Raw genomic sequence first — 16,491 nt, 5'->3', positions numbered from 1 at the left:
CGATTGCCGCTGCCATTGATCTTTTTCCGTTTGCACGCGACCGGCCAGAGCTGGTATCTGTACGCATAACCAGTACTCGCTCGCCATGGCCCTGAATTCCCGTGACTGCCAACCCACTCGACGATCCGTTCTATTACCTCAACAACTTCCGGCAAGTGCTTGATTGGCTTGGGCTTCGCTATGCCGATGTGATGAGCGAATCCGAGCATGGCTTCATTCGCGACTTCAAGATCTTGCCGCGCGCTTCGCAGGGGCTGCTGGTGCGCATGGTCATGCGCAAGGGCGTGCATTTCCGCCTCGGCAAACTCAACTACCCGGAAATCGGCGACATCAGCGACGCCGCGCAACCATTGTTGAGTCACGGCTGGCTCGACGATCAGGCTCTGTTGAGCGTGGCCGAGGTGTTCGACGTGTTGCTCAAGGCTGAACTGCTGCAGGCGTTCGGCCAGTTCATCGAACAGCCCAAGGGTCGCAAGGACGACTGGCTGCCGGTGCTGGCCGGGCAATTCAGCCAATCACGCAGCCTTTGCGAATGGGCGCCGACGCTCGGCGACCGCTTGCTCAGCCTGACCATCATGGACCTGTGCGACCGTCTGCGTCTGATGTTCTTCGGCAACCTGTACCAGGACTGGTCGGAATTCGTCCTTGCCGACCTCGGCATCTTTACTTACGAAAAAGTCGAATTCTGCGCCGACTCCCGTGGCTTGCGCAGCCGCGAAGACGTGGACGCCTGCCTGTTCCTGCATCAGTGCCAGCAACGCTTCGAGGCCGGTGAGCCGTTGGAGATCATCGTCGAACAGGTCAGCGCACTGCAATTCGACAACCCGTGGCTGCAACGGCGGCGCGGCAAGGTGCTGTTCCAGATCGGCCAGTATTGCGAACGCATCACTGAGTTCGCCCTGGCGCTGAGCATTTACCGCGATTGCGCCTATCCCGGCGCCCGTCAGCGAATGATCCGCGTGCTGGAGCGCTGCGGCGAATACGCACTGGCGCTGGAGCTCGCGACGCTTGCCGAACAGGCGCCGGAAAGCGCCGCCGAACAGCAGAGCCTGCAACGGATGTTGCCACGGCTGCGGCGCAAACTCGGCGGGCCACCGCTCAAGCGGGCAACGCCACGCCCGGTCGAGCGCCTTGATCTGCAACTGCCGCGCACTGATCCGGGATTGTCAGTGGAGTTCTACGTGCAGGCGCATCTGCACGAAGACAGCGGCCCGGTGCATTACGTCGAAAACAGTCTGATCAACTCGCTGTTCGGCTTGTTGTGCTGGCCGGCGATTTTCGCACCGTTGCCGGGGGCGTTCTTTCATCCGTTCCAGCGCGGGCCGGTGGATCTGCTCAATGAAGATTTTCAGCAACGCCGCGCCGAACTGTTCCAGGCCTGCCTGGACCAGCTCGACGACGGCCGTTACGCCGCAACCATTCGTGAGCGCTTCGTCGCCAAATGGGGCGTGCAGTCACCGTTCGTGTTCTGGGGCGCGTTGAATGAGCAACTGCTGGAGCAGGCACTGGCGTGTTTGCCGCCCCAGCACCTCAAACACTGGTTCAATCGCCTGCTGCTCGACATCAAGGCCAACCGCACAGGCATGCCCGACCTGATCCAGTTCTGGCCGCAGCACAAGACCTACCGGATGATCGAAGTCAAAGGCCCGGGTGACCGCCTGCAGGACAACCAGCTGCGCTGGCTGGAGTTCTGCCACCAACACCAGATGCCGGTCGCCGTGTGCTACGTGCAATGGGCGGAGCAGAGCGCTTGAGCTACAGCATTGCCGTCCGCGCGCTGTGCGAGTTCACCGCCAAGACCGGCGACCTCGACCTGCGTTTTACCCCTTCGCCGACAGCGCTCGAAGGCATGCTCGGGCACCGTACCGTGGCCTCGCGGCGCAGCGATAAATACCAAAGCGAGGTGGCGCTGGAAGGCGAGTTTCTGCAATTGAAAGTCAGGGGCAGGGCGGACGGCTACGACCCGGCGCAGAACTGCCTGGAAGAAGTCAAAACCTATCGCGGCGACCTCAGCAAGCAACCGGCCAACCATCGCCAGTTGCATTGGGCGCAGGCGAAAATCTACGGCTGGCTGATGTGCCGCAAGCTTGAACTTGAACAGATCAACCTGGCGCTGGTGTATTTCGACATCGTCAGCGAAAAGGAAACCTGTCTGGTCGAGACCTTCAGTGCGCCGGTCTTGCAGGCGTTTTTCGAACAACAATGCCGGTTGTTCCTGAACTGGGCCGAGCAGGAAATGGCCCATCGCGAGGCGCGCAATCTGGCCGCGCAGCAATTGGCCTTTCCCCATGCCGACTTTCGCCCCGGCCAACGGCATCTGGCCGAATCGGTGTTCAAGGCGGTCAGCACCGGCCGTTGTCTGATGGCCCAGGCGCCCACCGGGATCGGCAAGACCCTCGGCACGTTGTTCCCTCTGCTCAAGGCCCTGGCGCCGCAGCAACTGGACAAGGTGTTTTTTCTGACCGCGAAGACCCCGGGGCGCAAACTGGCGCTGGATGCCAGTCAGGTGTTGTTCGATCAATCGCAAAACCTGCCGCTGCGGGTGCTGGAGATGGTCGCCCGGGACAAGGCCTGCGAATACCCGGACAAAGCCTGTCACGGTGAATCCTGCCCGTTGGCCCAGGGCTTTTATGATCGACTGCCCGCCGCCCGGCAAGCGGCCAGCCGGATCAATCTGCTCGATCAGGCGGCGATGCGCGAAGTGGCCCGTCAGCACACGGTTTGCCCGTATTACCTGAGCCAGGAGATGGCGCGCTGGGCCGACGTGGTGGTAGCGGACTACAACTATTACTTCGATTTCAGTGCGCTGCTGTTCGGTCTGGCTCAGCTCAACCAGTGGAAAGTCGCGGTGCTGGCCGATGAAGCGCACAACCTGGTCGAACGCGGGCGCTCGATGTACAGCGCCAGTCTCGATCAGGCCGCGCTGGCCAGCGTACGCAAGTCCGCCCCCGAAGCCTTGAAGAAATCCCTGCAACGGGTCAACCGCGAGTGGAACGCGCTGCATCAGCCGCAACTGGCGCCGTATCAAGCCTACGACAAAGCCCCGGAGAAACTGCTGCAAGCCGTGTCCCTGTGCAGCGCGGCCATTGGCGATTACCTCAATGATCATCCGCAGGGGCTCGACAGTGCGCTGCAAACCTTCTATTTCGACCTGCTGCAGTTTGGCCGGGTCGCAGAGCTGTTCGACGAGCATTACCTGTTCGACATCAGCAAGCGCGACCTCGAGCGTAAACGACCGCTGTCGCAACTGTGCCTGCGCAACGTGGTGCCGGCGGCGTTCCTCGGCCCCCGCCTGAAAGCGGCGCGCAGCAGCGTGCTGTTCTCGGCGACACTGAGCCCGCGACGCTATTACGCTGATCTGCTCGGCACGCCCGTCGACACGGTCTGGATCGATGTCGAATCGCCGTTCAGCGCCGAACAACTGCAGGTGCAGATCGTCAGTCGTATTTCCACGCGCTTCAATCATCGGCAGGCGTCGCTGGAACCGATCGTCGAGCTGATCGCTCGCCAGTTCAGTGAACGCCCGGGCAATTACCTGGCGTTCTTCAGCAGCTTCGATTACCTGCAACAGGTACTGACGCTGCTTGCCGAGCGCCATCCGCAGATCAAGCTGTGGCAGCAGTCCCGGGGCATGGCCGAAGGGCAACGACAGGCCTTTCTCGATCAGTTCACCGCCGAGAGCCAGGGTATCGGCTTCGCTGTGTTGGGCGGTGCATTCGGCGAGGGCATTGATCTGCCGGGGGCACGGCTGATCGGCGCGTTCATCGCGACCCTGGGACTGGCGCAGCTCAACCCGGTCAACGAACAGTTGAAACGACGCATGGCGGCGATTTTCGGTGCCGGTTACGACTACACCTATCTGTATCCGGGCGTGCAGAAAGTGGTGCAGGCTGCCGGGCGGGTGATCCGTACGCGGCAGGACCGCGGCGTGGTGATGCTGATCGATGACCGCTTCGCCGAACCCAGGATCCAGCAACTGCTGCCACGCTGGTGGTCGCTCGGCACAGACTCCTGCGCAACGAGTACTTTGATCACGTCGTGAATTGACGCGCGTTTGCACCTTCCCATGGCGCCGGATTGCCGCATACTTGCGCTAATGAAAACCAGCGGTGAGCCTGATGAGTGACAACCCGAGCAAAACTGCCGCGATCGAGGAGATGCGTTTCCGTCTGTTGATCGATGCGGTGGTCGATTATGCGATTTACATGATCGATCCGGACGGCATCATCACCAGCTGGAACACGGGCGCCAAACGCTTCAAGGGCTACGAGAAGCAAGAAATCATCGGCGAGCATTTCTCGCGCTTCTACACCGAGCAGGACCGTGCGGCAGGCTTGCCGCAACGGGCGCTGGACACCGCAATCCGCGAGGGGCGATTCGAAGGCGAAGGCTGGCGCGTTCGCAAGGACGGTACGCATTTCTGGTGCCATGTGGTGATCGACCCGATCATCGATCCGGACGGCACGCTGCTGGGCTTCGCCAAGATCACCCGCGACCTGACCGACCGCAAAATGGCCGAAGAAACCCTCAAGCAAAGCGAGCAGCAGTTCCGTCTGCTGGTGCAGGGCGTCACGGACTACGCGCTTTACATGCTCAGTCCGGACGGTCGGGTATCCAACTGGAATCAGGGCGCCCAGCGGATCAAGGGCTATCGACCGGAAGAAATCATCGGCGAGCATTTCTCGGTCTTCTACACCGCTGAAGACCGCGAGCGCGGCGAGCCGCAACGGGCGCTGGAAATCGCGGCGCGGGAAGGGCGTTTCGAAAACAAAAGCTGGCGAGTGCGCAAGGACGGCAGCCGATTCTTCGCCCATGTGGTGGTGGATGCCATTCGTGGCGAGACCGGGACATTGCTCGGCTTCGCGAAAATTACCCGTGACGTGACCGAGGTCCATGAATCGCAGCAGGCGCTGGAGAAAACCCGCGAGGCATTGCTGCAGGCGCAGAAGATGCAGGCCATCGGTCAGCTCAGCGGCGGCATTGCCCACGACTTCAACAACCTGCTGACCGTGATCCTCGGCAACCTGGAGATTGTGCGCAAGCGTGTGGGTGACGACCCGAAAATCAATCGCCTGCTGGAAAATGCCGCACAAGGTGCGCTGCGCGGCGTCTCACTGACCCAACGCATGCTGGCCTTTGCCCGGCGTCAGGAACTCAAGACCGAACCGGTCGACATTGTGCACCTTGTGCAAGGCATTACCGGGCTGTTGCGCAGTTCGCTGGGGCCGGGGATCAGTATCGAAACCTCACTGCCCGCGGGGCTGGAACCGGTACTGGCCGATGCCAATCAACTGGAACTGGCGGTGCTCAATCTGGCAACCAATGCCCGCGACGCCATGCCCGATGGCGGCAGCGTGGTGATCAGCGCCCGGGCGGAAGTCGTCCTTGAACCGAGCGATTCGACCCTGGCGGCGGGACGTTATGTGTGCCTGAGTCTGCGCGACACCGGCGAAGGCATGGACGAGCATACGCTGGCCTCGGCCCGGGATCCGTTTTTTACCACCAAAGGCCTGGGCAAAGGCACCGGGCTGGGGCTGTCGATGGTGCACGGATTCATTGAGCAGCTCGGTGGCCGTTTCATCCTCAAGAGCGAAAAGGGACAAGGCACGACAGCCGAACTCTGGTTACCGGTCGCGGCGGAAGGCGCACAGGCCCCACGGGTGCAGCCAGGCAGCGAAGCCATCACGGTGCCACGCCTCAGCGTGCTGGTCGTGGACGACGATTCGCTGGTGTTGACCAGCACCACGCTGTTGCTCGAAGACCTTGGCCATCGTGTGGTCAGCGCGACTTCCGGTGCCAGGGCGCTGGCGTTGTTCGAGCAGGGCGAAGTCATCGATCTGATGATCACCGACATGGCCATGCCGCAGATGAGCGGCGCGCAATTGGCGCACGCAGTGCGTCTGCTCAAACCGGATCTGCCGATTGTCCTCGCGACCGGTTACGCCGAACGTCTGGAGGGTTTTGCCGCGCAATTGCCGCGTCTGCCCAAGCCGTTCACCCAGCTGAACCTGATGGAAATCATTGCCCGGTCGATGAAGTGAATCCGCCTGAACTTGTCCGGGGCTGGGGCCTTCTAACAGGTTTCCCCGCCCCGGAGCGCGCGTCCCTTGCCTCGCATACTGACTCAGCCCAGCGCTGAAGAGCACCTGACCGAACACGATGCCAAGATGTTCGGCTCACCCAAGGAACGGCTGGATTTCTATCGCAAGGAAATCCAGTACGAAACCAGCATTCTGGCCAACCGCACCGATGCCTATCTGGCCGCGCAGTCGTTTCTGGTGATCGCGTTTGCTTCGTGCATGTCCAACCTCAACCCCGAGTGGGGCAAATTGTTCACGCTGGTGGTGCCGCCATTCCTGGCGCTGCTCGGGCTGCTCAGCTCGCTCAATGCGTGGCCGGGAATTCGTGCCGCGTACGACATCATTGACCATTGGCATTACAAACAGAGCGAGTTGTTGCGCAGCGAACCGATCATGGGCATGGCTTACGACGAGTCGCCACTGTTCAGCGAGATGGAGTCCAGCCATAAGGGCTATCGCAAATCGCTGTTGTTTTCGGTGCGCACGCCGTGGATTTTCGCCACGTTCTGGATCCTGCTGGGCGCTTATGCGGTGTTCATTCAGGTGACCAACCCCGGGGGTTGAGCGCCGCCCAAAGAAAAAGCCCGGACTTCGCAGCCGGGCTTTTTCTTGTGCGCTTTATTCGACAGTTTCAAGCTGCCGACGCAATGCCTGCGAGTGATGCGGGGACATCGGAATTGGCGGAAAGTCCTCGTTGAGGACACACAAGTGATCGATGGCTTCGGCGAACTTCGCATCGGCTTTGCGGCGCAGTGCTCGATAGTGTTCAAACTGGTCAAGGTCCAGATTGTCCGCTTCCAGCAGCTCGTAAGCGGCGCGGTTGAGGGCGTGGGCGTCTTCGAACAGTTGACGATTGCGCTCCAGGGCCAACGCCCTGCAAGCCTTGATTTGTGCCGGAGTCGAGCATTCTTTCATGACCGTGACCTTGTTGTTCAAGGATTCCTTTTCATAGGCTGCAAGCCGCAGGGGAACCGAACCTGCCGGACCTCGCCGAGTGGATCCAGCGAGGGGTTATGGTTGTGACTGCCGGTTTTGGCCGAGGTATCCATTTATTTTCAAAAGAAAGTTCGATGGATCCGGCAAACATTTACGCAAGAAAAAATCAGTTTTTTTGTTTTTGCCGCTGCTCGTAGCGCGCGAGCAACGGCTGAGTGCTGATGCCATGCAGCAAAATGCTCAGTGCCACCACCGACAAGGTGATATGAGTGCACAACGTCGCGACCGAAGGACTCAGACCGTGATTCAAGGCATAAAACAGATAAAACAGACTGCCGATTCCGCGAATGCCGAACCAGCCGATCAATAGCCGCTGACCACCGTCGAGCAAGTTACCCCATGGCATCAGCGCGACGCAGACCGGACGTACCACGAAAAACAGCACCGCGCCGATGACCAACGCCCGCCAGTCCCAATAGGGCACCAGCACCACGCCGAGCAGCGTTACCAGAAACACTTCCATGGCCCGTTCCACCAGGCTGCCGAACGAGAGCATGTCGCCCATCATGATGCCGGCGGCGACCTGACTGCTTTCCAGTTGTTCGGTGTCACCGTGCACCGCGTTCTGCGGTTCGATGTTCTGATGGCCCACCACCGGTTGCACCAGATGTTCGGCCGGCGGTTGGCTGGCGCCGGTGGATTTGACTTCCTCCTGGCGCAAGCCGAGACCGGCAGCGAACACCGACAGAAAACCATAGCCGCCAATCGCCTCTGCGCCGACGTAAGCCAGAGCAATCAGCGACAACGCCAGGTAATCATTCGGGCTCAGGGTGCTGTCGTCGTTACGGATGCGCAGCGACAGGGTCAACCGACCGATGCCGCGACCCATCCAGTAACCGCTCAGCAGTCCGACCGGCACCGCCCAAAGCAAATCATGCAGCAGCCAATCGGTCAGTGCGCCGGGTTGCGCGTCGGCCTGCAACAGCAGCAAACCGAGCATCACGAACGGAAACGCGATGCCGTCATTGAGCCCGGCTTCGCCAGACAGGCCAAAGCGCACACTGTCGACATCCCGTGCATCGTTGACCTGCACCAGCGCTGCCAGCACTGGATCGGTCGGCGCCAGCATCGCCCCGATCAGCAGCGACGGGCCCCACGACAGTTGCAGGCCCCAATGCAGCAATACGCTGACCCCGGCGATGGTCAGCACCATCACCGGGCCGGCCAGCCCGAACGCAATTCGCCAACGCTTGTCGCGCAGTGGCAGGCGCAGCTTGAGGCCGCAGACAAACAGCGAAAACAGCACCGCCACTTCCGTGAGGTGTTCCATCCACACCGAGGCGTTTTCCAGTGACAGTTTCAGCAGGTCCAGACCGCTGGGGCCGATGCCGATCCCCAACAACAGGCACACGGCCGAAGTGGTAACCGGCATCCAGCGCAGGTACGACGAGGTCAGCGCCAAGGTCAGCAACACGGCACCCAGTACCGCGACCCAGATGGCAAAGCTCATCTTTGCTCGTCCAATGACGATAGCGTTGGCACCCGGTTAACCAACGGTCGTTCGCAGGTACTCGGGCGAGAGCACGTTGAACCACAGCAGAATCATCGACACCAGAATGGTCACCATCACCAGCAGGCCGACGCCCCAGACGCAAGCCGAGTACAGCAGGCCCTGTTCCTTGCGTTCATGCATAAACGTCGGCAAGCCAACGAACAGCAAGAACGTCGAATACACCGAAGCCGCCCCCAGTACCAGAATCGCCAGCCAGCGACTCGGATAGAGGCCGGCGATCCCAGCGACGAAGAACGGTGTCACGGTATAGGCGGCAAAGCCGATGCACTGGTTAAGCGTGGGGCGCGCGTCGAACGTACGCGACATCCAGCGGATGAACCCGCCGATGACGGCGACCCCGGCGACAATCGCCACATACAGCAGAATGCTCAGTTGCAGTGCACTGGCGGTGCTCAAGCGTACTGTCTCGCCAGCCGCCAGACTCCAGCCGACATAGCTGGTGCCGAGGAACAGACACACGGCGGGAATCAGCGCCAATAGCAGCAGATGCGCCAGATAGTGACGGGGATGGGCCTCTTCCTCGCGGCGGATGTCGGTCCAAGCGAAGTTGGGCTGGGTGAAGAGTTTGATAAGAGGGGCGGACATGACGACCTCCTGATCCTGCGGACCGGTTGGGGCTGTTACAGGTATGGAGGGACGTCATGCCGCCAGGTTCAGTTTTTTCTTGCGCCGCTCAGAGCATCGGCTTGCCGCCGGTGACGCCATAGCGCTGCCCGGTGATGTAACTGGCTTCGTCGGAGGCCAGCAGCACATAGATCGGCGCCACTTCCACCGGTTGTCCGGGGCGACCGAGCGGGGTGTTGCCACCGAAGTTCTGCACTTCTTCATCGGGCATGGTCGAGACGATCAGCGGCGTCCAGATTGGTCCGGGGGCCACGCAGTTCACGCGGATTTGTTTCGGCCCGAGTATCTGCGCCAGACCGCCGGTGAAGTTGGCAATCGCACCCTTGGTGGTGGCGTAGGCCAGCAGTGTGGGTTTGGGCATGTCCGAGTTGATCGAGCTGGTGTTGATGATTGAAGCGCCGGGGCGCATGTGTTTGATCGCCGCCTGGCACAGGCGGAAAATCGCGGTGATGTTGACGTCGAAGGTCATCACCCATTCGTCATCGGGGATTTCTTCGAAGGTTTCGTGGGTCATCTGGAACGCGGCGTTGTTGACCAGAATGTCGATGCGCCCGAAGCGCTCAACGGTCTTGTCCACCAGTGCCTGGCAATGGGCCTTGTGCGCGAGGTCGCCGGACAACAGCAGGCACTGACGGCCCGCCTGTTCGACCCAGCGCGCGGTCTCTTTGGCGTCGTCATGTTCATTCAGATAGGCCACGACGACATCGGCGCCTTCACGGGCGAAGGCAATCGCCACCGCACGGCCGATGCCGCTGTCGGCGCCGGTGATCAGCGCAATCTTGCCGGCGAGCCGCCCGGAACCGACGTAGGTCTGCTCGCCACAATCGGGGTAGGGCTGCATGTTGCTTTGCGAGCCCGGCACGGCTTGAGCTTGTTTGGGGAAGGGTGGTTTTGGGTAATCGGTCATCACAAATCTCCGAGGTTCTCAGGGCGGGTATGGGCGGTTGACCCGGACGGTTTGCCGTGAGTTCGATCGGATTTGCGCTGGATTTTTTGGCGATGACAATGCAAAACCCTGTGAGAGCGAGCTTGCTCGCGAAGGCAGAGTGTCAGCCGACATCAATGTTGACTGAACCACCGCATTCGCGAGCAAGCTCGCTCCCACAGGGGGATCTACTGTGGATTCAGGTATTGCGCTGGGTCAGGGCATGCTCCATGCGGCTAATGCCTTCTTCGAGAAGCGACCGCGGGCAGCCGAAGTTCAGGCGCACGAACTGTTGGTGCTGATCACCGAAATCCAGTCCGGCGCTGAGGCCGACTTTGGCCTGTTCGAGGAAGAACTGCTGCGGATTGTCCAGGTCCAGCGCCGAGCAATCGAGCCACGCCAGATAGGTCCCTTGCGGCACATTGATCGTCACGCCCGGCAAGCGGCTGCGCACCGCATCCACCAGCCAGTCACGATTGGCCTGCAGATAGGTTTTCAGTTCGGCCAGCCACGGCGCACCTTCGCTGTAGGCGACGCGGGTGGCTTCCATGCCCAGCGGGTTGACGCTGTCGACCATGCCGCAACGGGCGTGGTTGACGCGCTCGCGCAGGGCGGCGTCCTGGATGATCATGAACGAGGTCTTGAGGCCGGCAATGTTGTAGGCCTTGCTGGCCGACATCAGGGTGATGGTGCGCTTGGCGATTTCCGGGCTCAGGGAGGCGGTCGGAACGTGCACGCGGCCGTCGAAGCACAGCTCGGCGTGGATCTCGTCGGAGATGATCCAGGCGTCATGCGCCAGGCAGATGTCGGCAATATCCGTCAGCTCTTGGGCGCTGAACACCTTGCCAATCGGGTTGTGCGGGTTGCTCAGGAGCAGCGCACCGCCATTGGCCAGGGACTGACTCAACGCATCCAGCGGGGTGGCGTAAGTACCCTCGGCCTGGGCGACGAACTCCAGCTCGACCTTATTCAGCCCCCAATGCCCCGGCGCGTGACGCAACGGCGGATAGTTCGGCACTTGCACCACGACGTTCTGCTGCGGCTGCACGAGGGCTTTCAAAGCCATGTTGAAACCGGATTCAACGCCCGGCAGAAAGATCAGCTCCTGCGGTCTGACCTGCCAGGCGAACTTGTTCCACAGGTCGGCGACGATGGCTTCACGCAGATTGTCCTGCGCCACGCTGTAGCCCACCAGCGGGTGCAACAGGCGTTGTTGCAATGCCTCGATGATCACCGGCGGCGCGGCGAAATCCATATCCGCGACCCACATCGGCAAGACATCGGCCGGGTAGCGGCTCCATTTGGTGCTGCCGGTATTGTGGCGGTCGAATACCTGATCAAAATCGAAAGTCATGCGCGGTCTCGTGAAGGCGGGGTTGGTTCTGGGCGCCATTCTAAGCCCAACGCGACCCCTGTGGGAGCTGGCTTGCCAGCGATGGCGTCGTCACTGTCGCTATTAGTGTTGACTGATCCACCGCTTTCGCTGGCAAGCCAGCTTCCACAGGGTTTTGCGTTCATTGGCCAATAGACCGACAAACGGCCGACGGTCGGTTTTCACACAGAGCATGTGGTCATTGTCTACAGTGAAATAGCCGGCAGCCATTCTGCCGTAACCGTGTTTGTCCAGAAAAAGCCCGGCTCAAGTACCGGGTTCCACCTGATCAGGAGTGCACGATGGATCTCAGCCGTCGTCAATTCTTCAAGGTCGCCGGTATCGGCCTTGCAGGCTCTAGCCTGGGCGCGTTGGGCATGGCCCCGACGCAGGCCTTCGCCGAGCAGGTGCGTCACTTCAAGCTTGCCCACACTCATGAAACCCGCAACACCTGCCCGTATTGCTCGGTCGGTTGCGGGTTGATCATGTACAGCCAGGGCGATGCCGCGAAGAACGTCGCGCAAAATATCATCCATATCGAGGGCGACGCCGACCACCCGGTCAACCGCGGCACCCTGTGTCCAAAAGGCGCGGGCCTGCTGGACTTCATTCACAGCCCCGGCCGCTTGCAATACCCGCAGGTGCGCAAGCCCGGCAGCAGCGAATGGACGCGGATCAGTTGGGATGAAGCGCTGGATCGTATCGCCGATCTGATGAAGGCCGACCGCGACGCCAACTTCATCGAGAAAAATGCCAACGGGCAAACGGTGAACCGCTGGGTCTCCACCGGGTTCCTCGCGGCGTCGGCAGCGTCCAACGAAGCGGGCTACATCACCCAGAAGGTGATTCGCAGTCTCGGCATGCTGGGGTTCGATAACCAGGCGCGTGTCTGACACGGCCCGACGGTGGCAAGTCTTGCCCCGACGTACGGCCGTGGTGCCATGACCAATACCTGGACCGATATCGCCAACGCGAATCTGATCCTGGTGATGGGTGGCAACGCAGCAGAAGCGCATCCGTGCGGCTTCAAATGGGTGACCGAGGCCAAAGCGCACAACGCTGCCCGGCTGATCGTGGTCGACCCGCGTTTTACCCGGACCGCTTCGGTGGCCGACTATTACGCGCCAATCCGCACCGGTACCGACATCGCCTTCATGGGCGGGTTGATCAATTACTTGCTGACCGAGGACAAGATTCAGCACGAGTACGTGCGCAACTACACCGACGTTTCGTTCATCGTCAAAGCCGGGTTCAGCTTCGAAGACGGCCTCTTCAGCGGCTATGACGCGGCCAAGCGCAGCTACACCGACAAATCCGGCTGGGGTTACGAGCTGGGCGAGGACGGCTTCGTCAAGGTCGACCCGACCCTGCAGGACCCGCGCTGTGTCTATCAATTGATGAAGCAGCATTACAGCCGCTACAACATTGATCTGGCGAGCCAGATCTGTGGGATGCCGGTCGAGGCGATGAAAAAGATCTGGGAAGAAATCGCCACTTGCTCGATCCCGGGCAAGACCATGACCATTCTCTACGCCCTCGGCTGGACGCAACACTCGATTGGCGCGCAGATCATCCGCAGCGCGGCGATGGTGCAATTGCTGCTGGGCAACGTCGGCATGCCCGGTGGCGGGGTGAATGCCTTGCGCGGCCACTCGAACATTCAAGGCCTGACCGACCTTGGGTTGTTGTCCAACGCACTGCCGGGCTATCTGACCCTGGGCGGCGATGCCGAGCAGGACTACAACGCCTTCATCAAAAAGCGCACGCAAATGCCGTTGCGTCCGGGGCAGCTGTCCTACTGGCAGAACTACAGCAAATTCCACGTCAGCCTGATGAAGTCGTGGTACGGCGCCAACGCCACCGTCGAGAACAATTGGCTCTATGACCATTTGCCGAAACTCGACATTCCCAACTACGACGTGCTGAAAATGTTCGACCTGATGAGCCAGGGCAAGGTCAACGGCTACATGTGCCAAGGCTTCAACCCCATCGCCGCGCTGCCGGACAAGAACCGGGTCATGGGCGCACTGGCCAAGCTCAAGTGGCTGGTGGTGATGGACCCGCTGGCCACCGAGACCTCGGAGTTCTGGCACAACGTCGGGCCGTACAACGACGTGAAAAGCGCGGAGATCCAGACCGAAGTGATTCGCCTGCCCACCACCTGCTTCGCCGAGGAGGACGGCTCGCTGGTCAACAGCAGCCGCTGGCTGCAATGGCACTGGAAGGGCGCTGATGGCCCGGGCGAAGCGCAAACCGATATCCGCATCATGAGCGAACTGTTCTTGCGCCTGCGCAAGCGTTATCAGGCCGAGGGCGGCAAGTTCCCCGACCCGCTGCTGAAACTGTCGTGGCCGTACAAGATCCCCGACGAACCCTCGCCGGAAGAACTGGCGAAGGAAATCAACGGCAGCGCCATGGCCGACTTCACCGATGCCAGTGGCGCGACGGTCAAGGCCGGTTCGCAACTGGCGGCATTCGCTCAGCTCAAGGACGACGGCAGCACCGCGTCCGGTTGCTGGATTTTCGCCGGCAGCTGGACCGAGGCCGGCAACCAGATGGCCCGGCGTGACAACGCCGACCCGTATGGCATGCACCAGCATCTGGGCTGGGCCTGGGCGTGGCCGGCCAACCGGCGGATTCTCTACAACCGCGCTTCGGCAGACGTCGCGGGCAAACCATGGGATCCGAAAAAACGTCTGGTGTGGTGGAACGGCAAGGCCTGGGGCGGCACCGATGTGCCGGACTACAAGGCCGATGTACCGCCGGAAGCCGGGATGAACCCGTTCATCATGAACCCCGAAGGCGTGGCGCGGTTCTTCGCCGTCGACAAGATGAACGAGGGGCCATTCCCCGAGCACTACGAGCCGTTCGAAACGCCCATCGGCATCAACCCGCTGCACCCGCAGAACAAGAAAGCCACCAGCAACCCGGCGGCGCGGATCTTCGACTCGGTCTGGGAAAGCCTCGGCGAAGCCAAGGACTTCCCGTACGCCGGCACCAGTTACCGACTGACCGAGCACTTCCACTTCTGGAGCAAGCATTGCAAGTTGAATGCGATTGCCCAGCCCGAGCAGTTCGTCGAAATTGGCGAAGTGCTGGCGAAGGAGAAGGGCATCGCCGCCGGAGATCGAGTGCGGGTCAGTTGCAAGCGCGGGTTCATCGAGGCAGTGGCAGTGGTGACCAAACGCATCCGGCCGCTGCAGGTCAACGGCCAGGTGGTGCATCAGATCGGCATCCCGCTGCACTGGGGATTCACCGGCCAGACGCGTCACGGTTACCTGACCAACACCCTGGTGCCGTTCCTCGGCGATGGCAACACACAGACCCCGGAATCCAAGTCATTCCTGGTCAACGTGGAGAAACTGTAAATGGCCAGCCAAGACATCATTGCCCGCTCGGCCACCACCACGGTGCCGCCCTCGGTGAGGAATCAGCAGGAAGTCGCCAAGCTGATCGACACCACCAAATGCATCGGTTGCAAGGCCTGCCAGGTCGCCTGCTCGGAATGGAACGAGCTGCGCGACGAGGTCGGCCACAACCACGGCACCTACGACAACCCGCAGGACCTGAGCGCAGAAACCTGGACCTTGATGCGTTTCACCGAACACGAGACCGACGCCGGTAACCTGGAGTGGCTGATCCGCAAGGACGGCTGCATGCATTGCGCCGAGCCGGGTTGCCTGGCGGCCTGTCCAAGTCCCGGGGCGATCATCAAGCACGCCAACGGCATCGTCGATTTCGATCAGGATCATTGCATCGGTTGCGGTTATTGCATCACCGGTTGCCCGTTCAACATTCCGCGCATCTCGCAGAAGGATCACAAGGCCTACAAATGCACCTTGTGTTCGGATCGGGTGGCGGTAGGGCTGGAGCCAGCCTGCGTGAAAACCTGCCCGACCGGCGCCATCGTCTTCGGCACCAAGGAAGACATGAAGGCGCACGCTGCCGAACGCATCGTCGATCTGAAAAGCCGTGGCTTCGACAACGCCGGGCTGTATGACCCGGAAGGCGTCGGCGGCACTCACGTGATGTACGTGCTGCACCACGCCGACACGCCGAAGATCTACGCCGGGTTGCCGGATGCACCGGCCATCAGTCCGCTGGTGGGCTTGTGGAAAGGCATCAGCAAACCGCTGGGCTTGCTGGCAATGGGTGCGGCGGTGCTGGCCGGGTTCTTCCACTACGTGCGTATCGGGCCGAATCGCGTCGAGGAGGATGAACATCCGACGCCACCTGATACCTCGGTGCACGTTGTCGATCCGGCGGTGCACACCTTCGACCCACGCGGGGAGGACCGGCCATGAGCAACAAGACGATCCTGCGCTACACCGCCAACCAGCGCACCAATCACTGGCTGGTAGCGATTCTGTTCTTTATGGCCGGGCTGTCGGGGCTGGCATTGTTTCATCCGTCGATGTTCTGGCTGACCCACCTGTTCGGCGGCGGACCGTGGACGCGGATTCTGCACCCGTTCATGGGCGTGCTGATGTTCGTGTTGTTCCTCGGCCTGGTGTTCCGTTTCTGGCGCGCGAACTTCTTCATCGACAACGACGGGAAGTGGCTGCGCCGCATCGACCGGGTGCTGGTCAACGATGAAGAAAGCGTGCCGCCGGTGGGCAAATACAACGCCGGGCAGAAGCTGCTGTTCTGGACTTTACTGCTGTGCATGCTCGGCTTGCTGTTCACCGGGCTGGTGATCTGGCGCGCGTATTTCAGCGCGTATTTCAGCGCGTATTTCGGCATCACCGCGATTCGCTGGGCCATGCTCCTGCATGCGCTGGCCGGGTTTGTGCTGATCCTGAGCATCATCGTGCACATCTACGCCGGCCTGTGGATCAAGGGTTCGGTGGACGCGATGCTGCATGGCTGGGTCAGCCGCGCCTGGGCCAGGAAACACCACGAACTCTGGTATCGCGACATCACCCGTAATGAACGCAATCCGGACGTGCCGGAGCGACCGATGACCAAAAAGGGCTGACTT

At 61.2% G+C, this 16,491-nt stretch carries 12 protein-coding genes; 7 read left to right on the top strand and 5 right to left on the bottom strand.

Annotated elements, in window-relative coordinates; all coding sequences use genetic code 11:
• The first annotated feature begins 101 nt into the window (after nucleotides 1–101).
• The 4 genes from AC193Q_RS06500 (at nucleotide 102) to AC193Q_RS06485 (ending at nucleotide 6,644) form a co-directional block, all read left to right on the top strand.
• Nucleotides 102–1,754 (top strand): VRR-NUC domain-containing protein, encoded by a 1,653-nt coding sequence (locus AC193Q_RS06500; RefSeq protein WP_121185554.1) that lies wholly within the window; start codon nucleotides 102–104, stop codon nucleotides 1,752–1,754.
• Nucleotides 1,751–4,042, top strand: a complete 2,292-nt coding sequence (locus AC193Q_RS06495; protein WP_121185552.1) for an ATP-dependent DNA helicase — start codon at nucleotides 1,751–1,753, stop codon at nucleotides 4,040–4,042. Before AC193Q_RS06500 ends, AC193Q_RS06495 begins: the two co-directional genes overlap by 4 nt.
• 76 nt (nucleotides 4,043–4,118) lie before the next feature.
• Nucleotides 4,119–6,041 (top strand): hybrid sensor histidine kinase/response regulator, encoded by a 1,923-nt coding sequence (locus AC193Q_RS06490; protein WP_121187766.1) that lies wholly within the window; start codon nucleotides 4,119–4,121, stop codon nucleotides 6,039–6,041.
• A 66-nt stretch (nucleotides 6,042–6,107) separates the two neighbouring features.
• The gene (locus tag AC193Q_RS06485; RefSeq protein ID WP_041064140.1) at nucleotides 6,108–6,644 is read left to right on the top strand and encodes a hypothetical protein; all 537 of its coding nucleotides are present in this window, start codon (nucleotides 6,108–6,110) and stop codon (nucleotides 6,642–6,644) included.
• 54 nt (nucleotides 6,645–6,698) lie between these two features.
• On the opposite strand, the gene AC193Q_RS06480 is transcribed toward AC193Q_RS06485, so the two are convergent.
• From AC193Q_RS06480 to AC193Q_RS06460, 5 genes are all read right to left on the bottom strand, one after another.
• Nucleotides 6,699–6,995, bottom strand: coding sequence for a hypothetical protein (locus AC193Q_RS06480; RefSeq protein WP_095669311.1), 297 nt, complete (start codon nucleotides 6,993–6,995; stop codon nucleotides 6,699–6,701).
• A 187-nt stretch (nucleotides 6,996–7,182) separates the two neighbouring features.
• Nucleotides 7,183–8,526, bottom strand: a complete 1,344-nt coding sequence (locus AC193Q_RS06475) for a cation:proton antiporter domain-containing protein (protein ID WP_121185550.1) — start codon at nucleotides 8,524–8,526, stop codon at nucleotides 7,183–7,185.
• Between the two features lie 36 nt (nucleotides 8,527–8,562).
• Entirely contained in the window at nucleotides 8,563–9,174 is a 612-nt protein-coding gene (locus tag AC193Q_RS06470) for a Yip1 family protein (RefSeq protein WP_121185548.1), read from the bottom strand.
• Nucleotides 9,175–9,262: 88 nt separating this feature from the next.
• Nucleotides 9,263–10,120, bottom strand: coding sequence for a glucose 1-dehydrogenase (locus tag AC193Q_RS06465; RefSeq protein ID WP_121185546.1), 858 nt, complete (start codon nucleotides 10,118–10,120; stop codon nucleotides 9,263–9,265).
• Nucleotides 10,121–10,337: 217 nt separating this feature from the next.
• Complete coding sequence (locus tag AC193Q_RS06460; protein WP_483879311.1) at nucleotides 10,338–11,492, bottom strand: MalY/PatB family protein; 1,155 nt, start codon at nucleotides 11,490–11,492, stop codon at nucleotides 10,338–10,340.
• 320 nt (nucleotides 11,493–11,812) lie between these two features.
• Here AC193Q_RS06460 and fdnG point away from each other — a divergent pair, with 320 nt between their 5' ends.
• Genes fdnG through AC193Q_RS06445 form a run of 3 tightly spaced genes read left to right on the top strand, consistent with a single transcriptional unit; the run spans nucleotide 11,813 to nucleotide 16,488 of the window.
• Nucleotides 11,813–14,878 carry a formate dehydrogenase-N subunit alpha gene (fdnG, locus tag AC193Q_RS06455; RefSeq protein WP_147438966.1) on the top strand — a complete coding sequence of 1,022 codons (3,066 nt, stop codon included), beginning with the start codon at nucleotides 11,813–11,815 and terminating at the stop codon, nucleotides 14,876–14,878.
• Complete coding sequence (fdxH, locus tag AC193Q_RS06450; RefSeq protein ID WP_121185540.1) at nucleotides 14,879–15,814, top strand: formate dehydrogenase subunit beta; 936 nt, start codon at nucleotides 14,879–14,881, stop codon at nucleotides 15,812–15,814.
• Entirely contained in the window at nucleotides 15,811–16,488 is a 678-nt protein-coding gene (locus AC193Q_RS06445; protein WP_483879310.1) for a formate dehydrogenase subunit gamma, read from the top strand. The genes fdxH and AC193Q_RS06445 overlap by 4 nt, the downstream gene beginning before the upstream one ends.
• The last annotated feature ends 3 nt before the right edge of the window (nucleotides 16,489–16,491 follow it).

It is taken from the genome of Pseudomonas sp. F2 (genome assembly GCF_057174385.1).
The sequence above is the reverse complement of the archived record's forward strand: the minus strand, read 5'-3'. Positions and strand labels throughout refer to the sequence as shown.